The following is a 16,330-nucleotide window of genomic DNA, read 5'->3' as shown; positions in this document are numbered from 1 at the left end:
GCGCACAACAGTCTTCACCCTCTCAGAACAGCCCCTGCTGCTTGTCGCGTTTAGTTCGTTTCGATTCGAACCGATCCGCCGGTAACGTTTGTTTCTCTGCCCATAATTTCGCGTGACGCAAAACATCATCAAAAATCCTCCCCTTACGGCTCGCCTGACTCATTCGCTTGTACATGTCGACAGCCTGAAATGCCCCCCCTGCGCCACTGCCGCAGTGAAGCCCTGCCGGATTAACTCTTCCCGGACGTGCTTTTCAATGAATTCCAGATGATTCATCGGATAACCTCACATGACACCCGGCGCGATTGCCGCCAGACCACTGAGAACCTGCCCCATAGCCTCGGCGGGCAACATTGCCAGCATCTTCTCGATACCCTCCCGGACCTCCTTCACCATCTGGTGCTGCGGCGCGCGAAGCATCAGCGCCCGTTTCGCTTCGCTAACCTCTTTCTCCATTGCTGCATAGCGCGCTATGAAATCGTCCTGCGGCGCCAGGCACCCGCGGAATTCAAGCGGAAGAACAGCAAGGATCGCCGGTGTCAGCTGGCGGATTCTTTCGCGCGCATATCCGGTATCACCGTCTAACCAGCGAAACAACTTTTGCCGCCTGCGACTCAGTTCTTCGGGAAAATCCAGCCCGGCGCCGCCCTGCCGCTTCCACTCCTCAACGATGATCCCGGCAACGACATCCTGGTTATCCAGTTGCGCCGCCCAGGCGCGAACGGCATCGCGGATCTGGTCGTGCTTATCTGCCGGGCTTTGCTGATTGCGATTTATCATCGCTGCCGGATGGAATCCGGTATTTTGGTGAAGTGATAGTGTTTGCACTGTTATGCCCTCGCTTCCTGCTTTGGCAACCCATCTGTAGGGTTTGGGTAAATGTCGCTGCGAACCTCATGAGGGGTTATTTTCCAATCAAGCAAGTTGCAGATTGGGATTACTCGATGCGCGGGAACTTCATGGTTTAGCCACAAGCTCACAGCCTGAGAGGTTGTGCCAAGTTTTCTGGCAATTTCCGTTTGGGTCATAACAGCACAAACACGCTGTTTAATTGATTTGGTCATATCCAGCCCTCTATGAATGAAAATTTAGATTACAGCATGAAAATAATATTTTCAATTGAAGCTGTAAATAATTTTTGCAATGCACTCTGAAAGGCTACCTTGTAGAATGGATGTTATGAAAACAGCACCTCATGAAGCTTTCGCATACCGACTTCAGCTCATAAGAGATAAGTTCGGTTGGAATATGTCCGACATAGCCCGGAGAGCCATGGTTACTCCCCAGGCAGTCCAGCAATGGTCTAAAGGAGAGTCCGCTCCCCGAGGGGAAAGACTGAAACGTCTTGCTGCGGCCACAGGCAAACCAGAGCACTGGTTTTTCATGCCTCCGGATGCTGGTGACGATGATCTGGAGATGCATGAACCCCCACGTCAATTGGATGAAAAAGAAACAGCCCTGCTTTCACTGTTTAACCAAATGCCTGAAGCAGAGAAACTTCGCCTGATTGTTCATGCTAAAGCCACACTAAAAGAGCTCGACCTCCTCAAGGATGATGTGTCCAGCATCATTCAAAGCATCCAGAAGTAAAAAACTACATAAATTTTTTTCAATGCAGTCAGTAACCTGGCTGCAATTGCACGCCTCAAATTGAAAATAATATTTTCAATTCACTTGCGCATTGTAAATATTATTTGTATCTTGATCCCATCGACAACAAGCGCATCGTTGTCAGGTGATAAACGTTCCGCCAGCCGGGCGATAACGGCAAGCAGAGGGATAAATCATGAGTGAGGTAATTTTTAGCTTTGAAAACTCCAGTGACGCAGTACGCGCTGGGATGTTGATGAATAAGGTGGATCCGTCACTGCGTTATGTGCAGATACGAGCAACTGTCTGCGTAACCTGGCATGCAAACATCGTAGCGGCAACTCAGGCCGTTCTGGATGCAAACATTCCATGCACTTTTCAATACTGGAATGACATTAAAAACAGTCATCGCAGAGATTAGAAAATGATTGATTTCGCCCGCAAGCCTGCACGTATTCAGGCTGTCAAACTTAACTATTTCGGAGTGATGCTTCGCCGCCTTTGCTACCTGCTGGCACAAAAAGGAGATCCGGATGCTTAAACAGTGCGGCTACTGCCGCAACCCCATTGATGAAGGCAAAGAAGTAAAGAGCACCCTTCTCTATCGCAACGGCTCACTGCTGGCGCGCAAAGAAAAGGAATATTGCTCTAAGCAATGCGCTGAATACGACCAGATGGCGCACGAAGCGTAATTAACTGAACTGAAATTTTAAATGAAAAAAATCGCCATTTATTTGGCGTGGGCTCTTACACCCTGAATAAACCAAAAGGAATATTTTATGCAAATCGTAACAATCGAAATGAACCTGAAAGCAGTTAATAAGAGCATTGCTTTATTCAATTGCGAAAAGAAAGTCTCTGGCGTTATTCACTCGAATTCTACTGGCGAAACTACCGTCGTTCTCGATGGTGGTTATGTGCTCGGAAAGTTCGACTGCCCTCACTGTGCTGTAGAAGCCATTTCACTGCTCACAGTTAAGGTGAGTGATGGGGATAAAGCGGGGTTTGGTAATTACCGCAGTTACAAGCTCGATTATTCAGAAAAATTTTATCAGACCATCCATTAAGAAAACGCCCACCGAAGCGGGCGTGCCCTGTCCGGTCTCACCGACCAAAGCGTACCGGACATAACAACCTGATATATCGGGGTGCTGTTAAGGCACCTCCATTCTACACGAATTGAGGATAAAACAATGAGTGGAACTAATCCTGTATTTTTAGTCCGCAAAGCAAAGAAATCATCAGGCCAGAAAGATGCTGTTCTCTGGTGCAGCGATGATTTTGAAGCGGTAAATGCAACACTGGATTATCTCCTGATTAAAACCGGCGCAAAGCTGAAAGATTACTTCAAAGCCGTCGCCACAAATTTCCCTGTTGTCAACGAGCTGCCGCCGGAAGGCGAGCTGAGCCTCACATTCTGCGATTACTATCAACTCGGCAAGGACAATATGACCTGGACGCAAATCCCCGGCGTTAACCTACCATCATCTGAAGCCGCCGTCGCAGCCCGTCAGCACATCGTTGACGGTGTTGATACCGAAACAGGTGAAGTTCTGGAAGACCACACAGAAACCTTTGGCAATGAAAAAGTAGAACCAGATAATTTTCGCCCGTTATCTCGCCTGCGCTTACCTCAGCGTTTGATTGCGCATCTGATTAATGACAAAGAAGAGAAAGAAATCACCGAAGCCCGGCATATTGAAATCGGGCAGATAGAACTGGATGAAAATAACGTCTTTGTTCAAAACCTTTTACTTGCTGTCTCTAAAGTACCTGCCATTAAAGATCTTTCTGCTCAAGGTGAATGGCAACTAATGAAAGCGTTTAAAAAAGCTTTCACTCCAGAACAGCAATATGTGGCAGATTCATTTGAAAAATTCATTACTGAATGGATTGATGGCAAAAATCCTCAGCTTATTAGTGATGTGAAAACGCATGTTCCTGATACGCCAGAACTGACCGTTGTCGCAACCATGCCCCTCCGTCACCGTGTTCTGGCTCAGTACATCGGTGACGGCGAGTACCTCTATCACGTCGATGCCGAGCAGAAAAAAGAAATTCTACGTCTCGAAATGGACACCGATAATTCATATGTCCAGAACCTGTTACTGGCCGCCGAGAATGTTGAGGCGTTCAAGAAAGCAGTTGAACACGACATTCATAAATCAGTGAATGCCGTAAAAACAGTATTCCCTGTCGACGGAAAAATTCCTGAGCTGGCGACTGTTATCCAGTTCCTCAAAATATGGTTCGATACCGAACATATCGATCGCGGTTTGCTCGTTAAGGAGTGGGCGAAAGGCAACCGTGTATCGACTATTCAGCGCACTGAAAGCGGCGCTAACGCTGGCGGCGGTAATAAGACCGATCGTCATCCGGATGTAAAGCATAATTTTGACGTTCTCGACATTGAAATAGCGCTCGCCACCCTGCCTATGGATTTTAATATCTATGAGTTGCCGGGCAGTGTTTACCGTCGCGCAAAAGAAATCGTTAAGAAAAAGGAAAGTCCGTTCAAAGAATGGTCCGCAGCGCTGCGCGCCACGCCCGGTATCCTGGACTATTCGCGCGCCGCTATTTTTGCTCTTATCCGCGGTACATCATCCGAATTGGTTAAATTTCCTGGACGGCTGCGGGCCTATATCAACGCAAGCCTGACCGAGAGCAATCACGAGAAACCTACGGCAGAAACTCTTGCGGCAGCCCGTCACACACCGGAAAAAGACGCAGTTGAAGAGGCCAACCGCCAGCTTGCCGCCGAACGCGGTGAATACGTCGAGGGCATCAGCGACCCGAACGACCCGAAATGGTTGAAGACCGAGACAAGCCAACCGGCCGCCGAACCTGCACTGGTTAAAAATGTTGGCAACGGAATTTTCGACGTTACCGCCCTGATTCAAGGCTCATCAACTCATGGCACAAAAACGGATCCGGAGGCCACCATTAGTGTGCAGGTTCAAGAAATTGTCAGTGATGAAAAACAGGCTGGTGATGCGGTGCAAGCAGGCGAAGGCGATCTGGCGACTGGTGAGGAAGCAGGTACCGTAGAGAACCAGAATCACGCTGAAACGAACCAGAATAATAATTCTCTTAGCCAATCTGAGCCTGAGATGCAGGAATCGCCACAGGAAGAACCTGAAGCGGTCGTTACATGGCCGGATTATTTCGAGCCGGGGCGTTATGAAGGCGTACCCAACGACGTTTATCACGCCGCAAATGGTATCAGTTCAACGATGGTGAAAGACGCTCGAGTGAGCCTGATGTATTACGACGGCCGCCACGTATCTAAAACCATCAAGAAAGAACGCTCCAAAGTTCTCGATATGGGAAATCTGGTGCATGCGCTGGCGTTACAGCCTGAAATTCTGGATGAAGAATTCAGCATTGAACCGGTTATCCCGGAAGGCGCTCTCACGACGACAGCAACGATCCGCGCAGTTATTGATGAACACAACGCTAACCTGCCGGCGCTGCTGTCCGCCGACGACATCAAAGCGCTGTTGGAAGAATACAACGCCACCCTGCAGCCGCAGTTGCCGCTCGGCGCTTCGCTGGAAGAAACCGGACAGAGCTACATGGCGTTGCCCGCTGAGTTTCAGCGAATTGAAGACGGTCAGAAACAAACCGCAGCGGCGATGAAAGCCTGCATCAAAGAGTACAACGCCACCCTGCCACCGCAGGTGAAAACCAGCGGTAGCCGTGATGCGCTGCTCGAGCAACTGGCAATTGTCAATCCTGATCTGGTCGCGCAGGAAGCACAGAAACCTCAACCGCTGAAAGTGTCCGGCACAAAAGCGGAGATGATCCAGGCAGTGAAATCCGTCAAACCTGACACAGTGTTCGCCGACGAACTGCTTGACGCATGGCGCGAAAACCCAGGCGATAAAATCCTGGTTACACGCCAGCAGTACGCTACCGCAATGGCTATCCAGTCTGCGCTCTATGCCCACCCTGAGGCAGGTAAGTTACTGCAAAACCCTACACGCGCCGTTGAAGTCAGCTATTTCGGCATTGATGACGACACCGGGCTTGAAATCCGTGTTCGACCGGATGTTGAACTCGAGTACGAAGGTCTGCGTATCGGCTTCGACCTGAAAACAATCAGCATGTGGGATGTGAAGGAAGATGCCCTGAAATCACGGCTTCACCGCGAAATAACCATGCGCGATTACCACCTCAGCGCCGGTATGTACTGCAACGTTGCCGACCTGGACAAATTCGCGTGGATCTTCGTGAACAAAGACGAGGGTTATCACTGGGTGGCTGTTGTGTGGGCTTCGGAATCACTGCTGGAACTCGGAAAGCTTGAGTATCGCCAGACGATTCGTTCCATCGCAAACGCTATGGACACTGGCGAATGGCCAGCACCGATAACAGAAGACTACACCGACGAACTGAACGATTACGACCTGCGCCGTCTCGATGCGCTTCGTGAAATGGCTTAAGGAGAAACACAGATGTCTACTTCAATCACCACAGCTGAAAACCAGACTCAGAAAATCGATAACGTTTCTATCCTAACGAACGGTGAACTGTTCAATCGTCTGCGTACACTATCAGAGGTCATGGCAAATAGCGGTAATTTCGTTCCGGATCACTTCCGTGGAAAGCCAGATGCATGCATGGCCGTTGTAATGCAAGCTGCACGCTGGGGCATGGATCCGTTCGCCGTAGCTCAGAAAACTCACATTGTAGGTAATTCCGGTGTTCTCGGATATGAAGCCCAGCTCGTCACTTCAGTGATTAACAGCATGGCGCCAACCAAAGATCGGCTGCATTACGAATGGTTTGGCCCTTGGGAAAGAATCGTTGGTCGGTTCGTGGAAAAAACCAGCCAGAAGGGAAATAAATACATCGCTCCAGGCTGGAGCATGGCTGATGAGGCTGGTGTCGGTATTCGCGTATGGGCAACGCTGAAAGGTGAAAACGAGCCTCGTGAACTGGTCCTTATGCTTTCTCAGGCACAGGTCAGAAACTCCACCCTTTGGGCCAGCGATCCGCGACAACAGCTTGCCTACCTGGGCGCAAAACGCTGGTCACGACTGTATTGCCCTGACGTCATTCTTGGCGTCTATACGCCAGACGAACTCGAAGAGCGGGAAGAGAAAATTATCAACCCAACGCAGGTGGCTCAAAGCATCACGATGCAGGAGATAAATTCTGAAAATACCCAAGCCACCAGCGCTCAGAAGGCAGATGTAAACACAGATGATATGGCCGAGAAATTCCGTAGCCGCATTGAATCTGCTGAGACGTTAGAAGATGCAACTGCTGTAGGAAACGATATCAACTCAGCGAAACCAGCGCTGGGAACGGCATTGTTCACGGAGTTGAAAAATAAAGCTACCCGCCGTTATCACCTGGTTAAGCATCGCGCCATGCTTGATGAAGCAATCAACAGTTTGCCACAGCCTGGCGCACCAGACGCTGCAGCATGCTTTGAAGTGGTAGAGAAAAAACTCTCCGCAGCGAAACGACATCTTGGCGATGAGTTGCACGATAAGTACCGCATAACTCTTGACGACATGAAACCGGAATACATGGGCTAATTGAATAGGGAGGGGTAACGCCCTCCCTCACAGGGGGGTTTATGCGCCTTATTAATCGCAGTAAGCAATCGCCGCTGGGCCGCCGGGCATGTGATGCAGCGCTGGCAAAGCATGTTGAACGATACGGTGACTATGGTCGCAACGACAGGAAGGAAACATACACAGTGAACGTGGACGGCGTGAAGATCTGGGTAGAAGTGGTCAACCGTCATAAGAGTTATGTGGCAACCGCTATGACTGGCATGCGCCGTCTGAGAACACTACCTGGTCGGTTTAACTGATAACGAATAATCAATAACGGCCCCGGTCGGGGCCACTGGAGAGATGATGAGCGAAAAAATTGAAGACTTCGATCTGATGAGCACCCGCGAAATTTGCTGCCAGTTGCGGATCTCCGCCAGAACACTGGAGCGTTATCGTAAGCGACCGAGCGACAGCAACCCGTTCCCGCCGCCGGACTGCTCCTACATGGGCGGATCTAATAAGTGGCTCAAAGCCAAAGTGCAGGAGTGGCAAGTGAGAGAAATGTCACGTCCAGTACGGCGTCCAATGTCTCACCTGAATCTGCCCCGCGACAGCAAGGGACGGATTATCCGGTCTGACGTGGCGTGAATTCCAATACGTCGGGCTCGATGATGCTCATCAGTCGAGCCCACCACTTACTGTAAGCCTCCCGCATTTCCTCTACATACGAATACTTGTCATAGACAGACCATACTCCCGGCAACTTGTGCCCCAACATGATCTCTGCGATATGTGGCTCTGTCAGGTCAGAAAAATTGGTGCGCGCAGTCCTGCGCAAATCGTGAATAGTGAAGTGCGGAACCTGCTCGTTATACGCCTTCAACATGAACTTAACCAGGTTGCTGCTGATGCTCATATGAAAACCTTCGCTCATCGGTTTGTCTTCATATTTCGAGAAAACAAAGCGCCCCGGCGCCAGCTCGATCGCCCGCTTTATCAAGGGGAGCATTTCAGGGATGATAGGACGGATTATCGGTTTCTTACTCTTCCGCCCTGTCTTATGGTTTTCCCATGGAACAGTCCAGATCCCTTCTTCAAAATCAAAATGTGCGACTTCAGCCTGCCGGAGTTCGCCGACCCTGCACGCCCATATCAGTGACAATTTATAGAGGATCTTGTTTCGCTCAATGAGCCGGGAATCCTCAATGGCTCGCCAGACAATCGCCAGTTCTTTGCGGTCCAGTGTTCGCTCGCCCATTTGTTTCTGGATGCCGAAATCACGACCAGACATTTCAGACAGTGGGTTAACCTCCAGCAACTGGCGTTTAACCGCCCACGAATAGCACTGCCGACCGTTACTTATTACGCGCCGGGTGATCTCGCTGTACCCTTGCGCCAGCCGGTCCAGAACCGTAAGCCAGTTGTGAAGCGTCAGCTGATGCGCCGGATATTTCCCGAGCTTAGGGAAGACGTGTAGCTCGAACGTACGCAGGATTTGCCCGGAGGTCTCTTTCTGAATGCAGACCATAGAATGCCATTCGCGGAAAAGCTCCTCGAATGTGTACTGACTGTTAATTTTGGCTTTGTCGAGATTTTGCCTGATGCGCGGATTCTCGCCGCGGGCAAGAATAGCGGCCCACTTCGTCACTTCGTCGCGAGCGGCTTTCAACCCGAATTCCGGGTAGCTGCCGATCGTCATCTTGTCCTGCTTGCCCAAGAAGCGGAATCGGTAGAAAAAGGTGACGGCGCCCTTTTTGGAAATGCGCACCCACAGACCGTCCCGGTCTGCCTTCTCCTCAACTTTGTCTCGTTCGCGCCCAAGGCACGACTTGAGATAACTATCTGAAATAGCCATGATTTGTCCCTGCGTGTGTCCATCAGAACGACCGGTTCCGTGTCCATCATAGAGTATGGACGCACTGGTGGACACAAAAACCATGACTTATGATGTCGCAGGTTGACTGTACATGCAACCAGTATTATTTTTGTGAAAGCTTATTTTATGGGGGTTTAGAAGGATATTTGTCGGAGGTTTGCGGAGGGTGTCGGGGTATCAATTATCGATGTGAGCAATGATCGAAAAGTTACGTATGTTCTTCATATAGAGTAATTATTGTGCCTTAACGCCCGCCGTGGCAGGCTTTGAGAAGTCGCTGTTCTGAGCTTAACGTCTGTTTAACTGAAACGCCGCATTCTACACTACAACGGTGAGGCGAGGAAATGTTCATAGAGTAAGGATAGCGGGAACGGGAAGCCGCCCTCCGGCAGAGACAGGATTAGCGACTTTCTGATGATGTGGCATCGACGCGAACAAGGCCAGGCGGGAGCGCGACATTCAGAATGACCGGCTGCCAGGATTCACGTTCAGCAAGCTGACGGGAAAAGCCTCGCGCAATCAAAAACCCGCCGACGCCACCGAGTACCGCGCCGCTTAGCGCAGCGAGATCGGAACCAAACAGCGCCTGAAAAAGGGAAGCGAACAAAAACAGCCCCACCAGCGGCGTCATATACACCAGGACGGCAGAGCCAAGCAAGCTGGCTTCAGCAATGCCCAGTTCCACTTTCTGGCCGGGTTCCAGCGGCGTGGCGCTGGGCACAACGAGCGTGTGCGTCGTCTGCGGCCCCAGCTTATTAAGTACGCGGCTGCCGCACCCGGCGCGTGACGCGCAGCTGTTGCAGGATGCTTTCACGTCGCAGCTTACCAGCGCCTGACCATCTTGCCAGGAGACGACGGTAGCCCACTCTTTGATCATTGCATCACCCCAAACTTAATGGTGTCGGCAATTCGCTTCGCCGTTTGCGGCGGCAGTTCACCCACAATGGTGATTTCGGCGTTATCACGCACGCTGGTGCTGACGGTCCGGCGACCGGTTCGCAGCATCTGATCGGTACTGGTTGGCGTCGCCCGGTTGACGTTGACAGAGAAGCTGAACAAACCGTCCGAATAAAGACGCGATTCAATCGGCATGTTGTCCATCGTCGGCAACGGTCGGCGACCGCTGGACACCTCGCTAAAGCCCTTCGGCAGCCAGGTTGGACTCCAGTTGAATTTCGCTTTTTCACCGGCCGGAACGGAGAGCAACGGCGGCAGGTTGGCTTTCGCCAGCATCTGCATGCTGTTTCCCACGTCCTGATTAACGGTGAAAGCGATTACCCGAAATTGTTCTAACGTTTCGCCATCACGGTCAAGCAGATCGACACGCATCGGCAGCTTGGTTTCAGTATCCATCCAGACGATATAGCTATAACGGGTGCCGTCACGCGCGACAACGCGAATCACTTCGCACAGGCGATCGGCGATACGGGTTCTGCCCACGGAAATGAAGTCGTAGTACGGGGCAAGGCGCTTGAAGTCGGTATAGATAAGCGATGGCAGAGAATCAACAATATAGTCGCCGTTCAGGGTGAACGGCTCAAGTCCGGGTTCGAAATAGCTGATTTCGTTTCCACGCTGGACAACTTCGCGGCGAGGGCCGTCCATTTGCAGCAGTTGGGCAAGCGGGCGGTTGTCCAGACGCGCGTGGCGATAGCGTAAAGACTCTACGCCTTGTTTTGTGATGCTGACGAACGACAGCTCGTAAGTGAGTGACTGGCTGGCCAGATTCATCTGCTGCAATAACGCCCCGGACGCAGCATTGGCCGAGGCGTTTACAGAAAAGAACAGGCTACCCGCCACAAGTGACATGGCAAACCAAAGTTGCTTCATTACTGCGATTGCGTTCCTAGAGTTTGAATTCCTGGCACCTGAACAGCGGCTTGCTGTGTTTGCGCCTGCTCAAACTGAAGCTGTTCGGAGTGCAGTCGACGTTGCAGTTCGTAATCCTGCAACATGGCATTAATTCGACGACGCTGCTCCTGTACCTGCTGCTGTTGACCACCGTTTGCGGTCGCGTCAGAAGGTACTCCCAGGCTAACCGGGCTGGCTTTGCCCATCATCGGCAGTGTGTTAAACACTGGCGTTTCGGGCTGCTGGGACGTTTCAGATTGCCCATTATAGTGCTGGACGCCAACAATAACTGCAAGCGATACGCATGCAGCGACCCCCATTTGGGTAAGTTGCGCTGCCCACGGGCGCATTTTTTTCCAGAACGGCATTTTTTGCCACTGGTGCGGTGCGGGCTGGGCCTCTGGAATTAATGGCGCCGTCTGGCGTACCGGCTCATCTTCAATGGCGGCCATAACGCGAGCGGAAATATCGAAATGAAGCACGTCAGGCGTGTCACCCCGCATAGAATCGCGGATCAGGTGGTAGCCTTCCCAGGTTTTTTGCATTTCCGGGTCGTGAGCCAGTTCTTTGAGCAGCTCACTGTCCAGCGTTTCGCCATCCATTAAAGCGGAAAGTTTTTCTTTCTGCATGCCTAATACCTTTTCCAGTATCCCGCTATCGTCAACGCCTGATAAGCGGTTGAACTTTATTATCAATAGCTTCCCGCGCCCTGAAGATACGTGAACGCACCGTACCCACTGGACAATCCATGATGGCCGCGATTTCTTCATAGCTCAGGCCATCCAGCTCCCGTAAGGTGATTGCCATACGTAAATCTTCCGGGAGGGACTCGATAGTACGGAAAACTATCTGTCTCAGTTCTTCTGACAACATTAAGTTCTCAGGGTTCGAAATTTCTTTCAGCGCACCGCCACTTTCGAAGTTTTCTGCTTCAATCGCATCCACATCACTGGATGGTGGACGACGGCCCTGAGCCACCAGGTAATTCTTCGCCGTATTAACGGCAATACGATACAGCCAGGTATAAAAAGCGCTATCTCCCCGGAATGAATCCAGCGCACGATAGGCTTTGATAAATGACTCTTGCACCACATCAGGAACGTCACCCGACGGCACATAGCGGGAAACCAGACTCGCCACTTTATGCTGGTAGCGCACTACCAGTAAGTTAAAGGCTTTCTGATCTCCCTTCTGGACCCGTTCTACCAGGACCTGGTCCGTTAACTGCTCGCTCATCCGAGGTAAAGTCTCCCCAAACCAAATTTCCACGCGTTCGCGAAACGCCACTCCATTAGCTGCACTGTGAGCAAGCAACAGGTTAGAGTGTCTCGTTTTTGTAAAGTTCCGTTACGCATCTGTTTTTTGAGTGTCAAGTTGTAGACGGTCATTATCTCTCATTATAAGTCTACCGAGTCTGAACAATGCACTATCTCATAAGAAATGCCCATAAACCGGTTGCAGAGTACCCCAACAGCTACTTTATTTCATCCTCTAATCTGGCGCTTACGGCCCGCTACGCAAAATATATCCTTAACCAGACATTTCCTTGCAATCCCGACTTCTGTTTAGCCAGCTCAACGGAACTGAAAATAAAACGTGCTGAAACGCAGGTTATGATGCTATGCTCGCCAGACACTGTTTAGTAAATTAAACAAAGATCATGAAAACCACTCCTGAACTTTCTTGTGACGTGTTAATTATTGGTAGCGGCGCTGCCGGCCTCTCGCTGGCGCTGCGTCTTGCAGAGAAGCATCAGGTCATTGTCCTGAGCAAAGGCCCGGTTAGCGAAGGGTCCACCTTCTATGCGCAGGGAGGAATTGCCGCCGTTTTCGATGAAACCGACAGCATCGATTCCCATGTGGAAGATACGCTTATCGCCGGCGCCGGTATATGCGATCGCCACGCGGTAGAATTTGTCGCCAGCAATGCCCGCGCCTGCGTTCAGTGGCTAATCGATCAGGGTGTGCTGTTTGATACGCAAATCCAGCCTGACGGTCAGGAAAGCTATCATTTAACCCGTGAAGGCGGTCACAGTCATCGTCGCATCCTCCATGCTGCGGACGCTACCGGTAAAGAGGTCGAAACCACGCTGGTCAGTCAGGCGCAGAACCATCCCAACATCCGCGTGCTTGAGCGCAGCAATGCTGTCGATTTAATTATTTCCGATAAAATCGGCCTGCCGGGCACGCGCCGGGTGGTCGGCGCCTGGATCTGGAACCGTAATAAGGAAAGCGTGGAGACCTGCCATGCGAAGTCGGTAGTGTTGGCTACCGGCGGGGCGTCGAAGGTGTATCAGTACACGACGAATCCGGACATTTCCTCGGGTGACGGGATTGCGATGGCCTGGCGCGCGGGCTGCCGCGTCGCTAATCTTGAATTCAACCAGTTTCATCCTACCGCCCTGTATCACCCACAGGCGCGAAATTTCCTGCTTACCGAAGCGCTGCGTGGCGAAGGCGCGCATCTTAAACGTCCCGACGGCACGCGCTTTATGCCGGATTTCGATGAGCGCGGCGAGCTGGCGCCGCGGGATATTGTCGCCCGCGCGATCGATCATGAAATGAAGCGTCTGGGAGCGGACTGTATGTTTCTCGACATCAGCCATAAGCCTGAGGCGTTTGTCCGCCAGCACTTTCCGATGATCTATGAAAAGCTGCTGGGGTTGGGCATTGATCTGACAAAAGATCCGGTGCCGGTGGTGCCTGCTGCGCATTATACCTGCGGCGGCGTGATGGTGGATGATTATGGACGCACCGACGTTGATGGCCTGTACGCCATTGGGGAAGTGAGCTATACCGGCCTGCACGGCGCTAACCGTATGGCGTCGAATTCGTTGCTAGAATGCCTGGTTTACGGTTGGTCGGCGGCAGAAGATATCGACAGACGCATGCCATACGCCCGTGGCGTAAGCGCCCTTCCCGCCTGGGATGAAAGCCGTGTAGAAAATCCCGATGAACTTGTCGTTATCCAGCATAACTGGCACGAGCTGCGCCTGTTTATGTGGGACTACGTCGGCATCGTGCGAACCACCCGACGCCTGGAGCGCGCCCTGCGGCGTATTACCATGTTGCAGCAGGAGATCGACGAGTATTACGCCAACTTCCGCGTGTCGAATAATTTGCTGGAGCTGCGTAATCTGGTGCAGGTCGCCGAATTGATCGTACGCTGCGCAATGATGCGCAAAGAGAGCCGCGGTTTGCACTATACGCTTGATTATCCGGATCTGCTGGCCGTTTCCGGACCGTCGGTACTGTCGCCACTACATACTCACATAAACAAATAAAACGCCTGGGTCAGCGCCGTGTAACCTTCTGAGTAACGCTGGTCTGGCCCGCGTATCACCAGCCTGTCGCTAAAGCATTCTCCCTGTTTTGGTGAAAAAGCCAACAGAACCCGATGCGGTAAACGCGCTTCATTTTCCGCAACGTCGGTCCTGAGCCTTAAATGCCAGCCCATGTCATGCGCCTGCTGCGTAAAAAGGCTGCCGGTCTTTTCCGGCAGGACGACGCAGAGAAAACCTTCTTCCGTAATCAGCTCCGCCGCGCAGGCTAGCAGCGCCGGGTGATCCAGCGTCGTGGTATAACGCGCCCGTTCCCGCTGCGGCGTCGCACAGTCGACGCCCTGCTCGTAATAAGGCGGGTTACTGACGATCAAATCAAACTTAACGGTTTGCCGGGAGGCCCAGCCCTGAACGTCTTCCTGGTGTAGGGTCAGCCGTCCGGCCCATGGCGACTGCAGAATATTCTCCTGCGCCTGTTCGGCGGCATCTACATCCAGTTCAACCGCGTCGACCGTGACGCTTTCATCGGTACGTTGGGCGAGCATCAGAGCCAGCAGACCGCTGCCCGTACCGATATCCAGGATCCGCTTTACCCCGGCCACTGGCGCCCATGCGCCAAGTAAAATACCATCCGTCCCGACTTTCATTGCACAGCGATCGTGAGCGACAAAAAACTGTTTAAAGGTAAATCCATTACGACGAAGAACGGATGTAGACTGGGACATGAATAACAAACCTTGCAGAAAAAACGGCGACAGCGCCGGGTAAAAACAATACCTGAGAAGCGATATCCATACAAACAGATGAAGATTACAGCCGTAACGTCTATAATCAGCGCCCCACACAGAGGTAGAACATGACTGTAACGACTTTTTCCGAACTTGAACTCGACGAAAGCCTGCTGGATGCCCTCCAGGAAAAAGGCTTCACTCGCCCGACCGCCATTCAGGCTGCCGCCATTCCGCCTGCGCTCGATGGCCGTGATGTGCTCGGTTCTGCGCCGACAGGCACCGGTAAAACGGCGGCATATCTGCTGCCAGCGTTGCAGCACCTGCTCGACTTCCCGCGTAAGAAATCCGGCCCGCCGCGTATCCTGATCCTTACGCCGACGCGCGAACTGGCAATGCAGGTCGCCGATCACGCTCGCGAGTTGGCAAAGCATACCCATCTGGATATTGCGACCATTACCGGTGGCGTCGCGTACATGAACCACGCGGAAGTGTTCAGCGAAAACCAGGATATCGTGGTCGCGACCACTGGTCGCCTGATGCAGTATATAAAAGAAGAGAACTTTGACTGCCGCGCGGTAGAAACCTTGATCCTTGACGAAGCGGATCGCATGCTGGACATGGGTTTTGCTCAGGATATTGAGCACATTGCCGGAGAAACGCGCTGGCGTAAGCAGACGATGCTGTTTTCCGCGACCCTCGAAGGCGAGGCGATCAAAGACTTTGCCGAGCGTCTGCTGGAAGAACCGGTTGAAGTGTCTGCCACTCCGTCCACGCGTGAGCGTAAAAAGATTCATCAGTGGTACTACCGTGCCGATAACTACGAGCATAAATTCGAACTACTGAAGCACTTGTTGAAGCAGGAAGACGCGACCCGCACCATCGTGTTCGTGCGTAAGCGTGAGCGTGTTCATGAACTGGCAGAGCAACTGCGTCTGGCAGGCATTAACAACTGCTATCTGGAAGGCGAGATGGCGCAGATCAAACGTAACGAAGGCATCAAACGTCTTACCGACGGTCGCGTGAATGTGCTGGTCGCCACCGACGTTGCGGCGCGCGGGATTGATATTCCTGACGTGAGTCACGTGATTAACTTCGACATGCCGCGCAGCGGGGATACCTATCTGCACCGTATCGGTCGTACAGGTCGCGCAGGGCGTAAAGGCACAGCCATTTCACTGGTTGAAGCGCACGATCATCTGCTGCTGCTGAAAATCGGTCGTTACATTGAGGAACCGCTAAAATCACGCGTGATTGATGAACTCCGCCCGACCACGCGAGCGCCCAGTGAAAAAATGACCGGGAAACCGTCCAAAAAAGTGCTCGCCAAACGCGCAGAGAAGAAAAAAGAGAAGGAAAAAGAGAAGCCGCGGGTGAAAAAACGTCACCGTGATACCAAAAATATTGGTAAGCGCCGTAAACCGAGCGCTAGCGACGTCGCGCAGCAGTCTGGCGAAGAATAAAAACGCCGTTTCTTTCTAATGATAAAAGC

17 protein-coding genes and 2 pseudogenes are annotated in these 16,330 nt (G+C 52.0%); 10 read left to right on the top strand and 9 right to left on the bottom strand.

All coding sequences use genetic code 11. The features are described from left to right. Positions 1-285 precede the first annotated feature (285 nt). Positions 286-828: a toxin YdaT domain-containing protein gene (locus JY391_RS05840; protein WP_211935380.1), complete on the bottom strand. Its 543-nt coding sequence runs from the start codon at positions 826-828 to the stop codon at positions 286-288. Positions 829-830: 2 nt separating this feature from the next. After that, positions 831-1,028, bottom strand: coding sequence for a transcriptional regulator (locus JY391_RS05835; protein WP_229264106.1), 198 nt, complete (start codon positions 1,026-1,028; stop codon positions 831-833). Positions 1,029-1,179: 151 nt separating this feature from the next. On the opposite strand from JY391_RS05835, the gene JY391_RS05830 reads away from it, so the two are divergent. The 8 genes and pseudogenes from JY391_RS05830 (at position 1,180) to xis (ending at position 7,751) form a co-directional block, all read left to right on the top strand. Then, positions 1,180-1,590 (top strand): helix-turn-helix domain-containing protein, encoded by a 411-nt coding sequence (locus JY391_RS05830; RefSeq protein WP_372923195.1) that lies wholly within the window; start codon positions 1,180-1,182, stop codon positions 1,588-1,590. A gap of 421 nt (positions 1,591-2,011) precedes the next feature. After that, positions 2,012-2,131: pseudogene (locus tag JY391_RS23740) on the top strand (hypothetical protein); the annotation flags it as partial. Beyond that, positions 2,124-2,282, top strand: a complete 159-nt coding sequence (locus JY391_RS05825; RefSeq protein WP_211935378.1) for a YdaE family protein — start codon at positions 2,124-2,126, stop codon at positions 2,280-2,282. The pseudogene JY391_RS23740 and the gene JY391_RS05825, both read left to right, overlap by 8 nt. A gap of 40 nt (positions 2,283-2,322) precedes the next feature. Then, positions 2,323-2,657 (top strand): annotated as a pseudogene (locus JY391_RS05820) (DNA breaking-rejoining protein). 126 nt (positions 2,658-2,783) lie between these two features. Beyond that, positions 2,784-6,035, top strand: coding sequence for a RecE family exodeoxyribonuclease (locus JY391_RS05815; protein ID WP_211935376.1), 3,252 nt, complete (start codon positions 2,784-2,786; stop codon positions 6,033-6,035). Between the two features lie 12 nt (positions 6,036-6,047). After that, the gene (locus tag JY391_RS05810; protein ID WP_211935375.1) at positions 6,048-7,139 is read left to right on the top strand and encodes a RecT family recombinase; all 1,092 of its coding nucleotides are present in this window, start codon (positions 6,048-6,050) and stop codon (positions 7,137-7,139) included. Positions 7,140-7,180: 41 nt separating this feature from the next. Further along, positions 7,181-7,420, top strand: a complete 240-nt coding sequence (locus tag JY391_RS05805; protein WP_211935374.1) for a DUF4060 family protein — start codon at positions 7,181-7,183, stop codon at positions 7,418-7,420. Between the two features lie 46 nt (positions 7,421-7,466). Next, the gene (gene xis / locus JY391_RS05800) at positions 7,467-7,751 is read left to right on the top strand and encodes an excisionase Xis (RefSeq protein ID WP_211935778.1); all 285 of its coding nucleotides are present in this window, start codon (positions 7,467-7,469) and stop codon (positions 7,749-7,751) included. Here the strand turns inward: xis and JY391_RS05795 are convergent. The 6 genes from JY391_RS05795 to rseD form a co-directional block, all read right to left on the bottom strand. Then, the gene (locus JY391_RS05795) at positions 7,729-8,958 is read right to left on the bottom strand and encodes a tyrosine-type recombinase/integrase (RefSeq protein WP_211935373.1); all 1,230 of its coding nucleotides are present in this window, start codon (positions 8,956-8,958) and stop codon (positions 7,729-7,731) included. The two genes, xis and JY391_RS05795, sit on opposite strands and share 23 nt — an antisense overlap. Before the next feature lie 421 nt (positions 8,959-9,379). After that, positions 9,380-9,856: a SoxR-reducing system protein RseC gene (gene rseC / locus JY391_RS05790; RefSeq protein ID WP_211935372.1), complete on the bottom strand. Its 477-nt coding sequence runs from the start codon at positions 9,854-9,856 to the stop codon at positions 9,380-9,382. Continuing rightward, a complete protein-coding gene (gene rseB / locus JY391_RS05785) occupies positions 9,853-10,809 on the bottom strand; it encodes a sigma-E factor regulatory protein RseB (RefSeq protein WP_042291691.1) in 957 nt (318 codons plus the stop codon). Before rseB ends, rseC begins: the two co-directional genes overlap by 4 nt. Beyond that, on the bottom strand, positions 10,809-11,459 hold the full coding sequence (gene rseA, locus JY391_RS05780; RefSeq protein ID WP_060570467.1) for an anti-sigma-E factor RseA: 651 nt from the start codon (positions 11,457-11,459) through the stop codon (positions 10,809-10,811). The genes rseB and rseA overlap by 1 nt, the downstream gene beginning before the upstream one ends. 31 nt (positions 11,460-11,490) lie before the next feature. Beyond that, positions 11,491-12,066, bottom strand: coding sequence for an RNA polymerase sigma factor RpoE (rpoE, locus tag JY391_RS05775; protein WP_000003307.1), 576 nt, complete (start codon positions 12,064-12,066; stop codon positions 11,491-11,493). Further along, on the bottom strand, positions 12,063-12,218 hold the full coding sequence (gene rseD, locus JY391_RS05770; protein WP_131729047.1) for a rpoE leader peptide RseD: 156 nt from the start codon (positions 12,216-12,218) through the stop codon (positions 12,063-12,065). The genes rpoE and rseD overlap by 4 nt, the downstream gene beginning before the upstream one ends. Before the next feature lie 272 nt (positions 12,219-12,490). Here rseD and nadB point away from each other — a divergent pair, with 272 nt between their 5' ends. Then, entirely contained in the window at positions 12,491-14,113 is a 1,623-nt protein-coding gene (gene nadB, locus JY391_RS05765; protein WP_060570465.1) for an L-aspartate oxidase, read from the top strand. On the opposite strand, the gene trmN is transcribed toward nadB, so the two are convergent. Continuing rightward, on the bottom strand, positions 14,098-14,835 hold the full coding sequence (gene trmN / locus JY391_RS05760) for a tRNA(1)(Val) (adenine(37)-N(6))-methyltransferase TrmN (RefSeq protein ID WP_181822736.1): 738 nt from the start codon (positions 14,833-14,835) through the stop codon (positions 14,098-14,100). The two genes, nadB and trmN, sit on opposite strands and share 16 nt — an antisense overlap. A 131-nt stretch (positions 14,836-14,966) precedes the next feature. Between trmN and srmB the strand changes: the two genes are divergently transcribed. Beyond that, entirely contained in the window at positions 14,967-16,301 is a 1,335-nt protein-coding gene (gene srmB / locus JY391_RS05755) for an ATP-dependent RNA helicase SrmB (protein WP_042291703.1), read from the top strand. The last annotated feature ends 29 nt before the right edge of the window (positions 16,302-16,330 follow it).

Origin of the sequence: Citrobacter sedlakii (assembly GCF_018128425.1) — a bacterium.
Taxonomy (GTDB): Bacteria; Pseudomonadota; Gammaproteobacteria; order Enterobacterales; family Enterobacteriaceae; genus Citrobacter_A; species Citrobacter_A sedlakii.
This window is presented reverse-complemented; position numbering and strand designations above follow the sequence as displayed.

What these genes read in the sequence shown, in the direction of transcription:
- trmN (WP_181822736.1), bottom strand. Translation starts at nt 14,835, where the DNA reads ATGTCCCAGTCTACATCCGTTCTTCGTCGTAATGGATTTACCTTTAAA.
- xis (WP_211935778.1), top strand. Translation starts at nt 7,467, where the DNA reads ATGAGCGAAAAAATTGAAGACTTCGATCTGATGAGCACCCGCGAAATT.
- JY391_RS05805 (WP_211935374.1), top strand. Translation starts at nt 7,181, where the DNA reads ATGCGCCTTATTAATCGCAGTAAGCAATCGCCGCTGGGCCGCCGGGCA.
- JY391_RS05825 (WP_211935378.1), top strand. Translation starts at nt 2,124, where the DNA reads ATGCTTAAACAGTGCGGCTACTGCCGCAACCCCATTGATGAAGGCAAA.
- rseA (WP_060570467.1), bottom strand. Translation starts at nt 11,459, where the DNA reads ATGCAGAAAGAAAAACTTTCCGCTTTAATGGATGGCGAAACGCTGGAC.
- rseC (WP_211935372.1), bottom strand. Translation starts at nt 9,856, where the DNA reads ATGATCAAAGAGTGGGCTACCGTCGTCTCCTGGCAAGATGGTCAGGCG.
- JY391_RS05810 (WP_211935375.1), top strand. Translation starts at nt 6,048, where the DNA reads ATGTCTACTTCAATCACCACAGCTGAAAACCAGACTCAGAAAATCGAT.
- JY391_RS05830 (WP_372923195.1), top strand. Translation starts at nt 1,180, where the DNA reads ATGAAAACAGCACCTCATGAAGCTTTCGCATACCGACTTCAGCTCATA.
- JY391_RS05795 (WP_211935373.1), bottom strand. Translation starts at nt 8,958, where the DNA reads ATGGCTATTTCAGATAGTTATCTCAAGTCGTGCCTTGGGCGCGAACGA.
- JY391_RS05815 (WP_211935376.1), top strand. Translation starts at nt 2,784, where the DNA reads ATGAGTGGAACTAATCCTGTATTTTTAGTCCGCAAAGCAAAGAAATCA.
- JY391_RS05835 (WP_229264106.1), bottom strand. Translation starts at nt 1,028, where the DNA reads ATGACCCAAACGGAAATTGCCAGAAAACTTGGCACAACCTCTCAGGCT.
- rpoE (WP_000003307.1), bottom strand. Translation starts at nt 12,066, where the DNA reads ATGAGCGAGCAGTTAACGGACCAGGTCCTGGTAGAACGGGTCCAGAAG.
- rseD (WP_131729047.1), bottom strand. Translation starts at nt 12,218, where the DNA reads ATGACCGTCTACAACTTGACACTCAAAAAACAGATGCGTAACGGAACT.
- srmB (WP_042291703.1), top strand. Translation starts at nt 14,967, where the DNA reads ATGACTGTAACGACTTTTTCCGAACTTGAACTCGACGAAAGCCTGCTG.
- rseB (WP_042291691.1), bottom strand. Translation starts at nt 10,809, where the DNA reads ATGAAGCAACTTTGGTTTGCCATGTCACTTGTGGCGGGTAGCCTGTTC.
- nadB (WP_060570465.1), top strand. Translation starts at nt 12,491, where the DNA reads ATGAAAACCACTCCTGAACTTTCTTGTGACGTGTTAATTATTGGTAGC.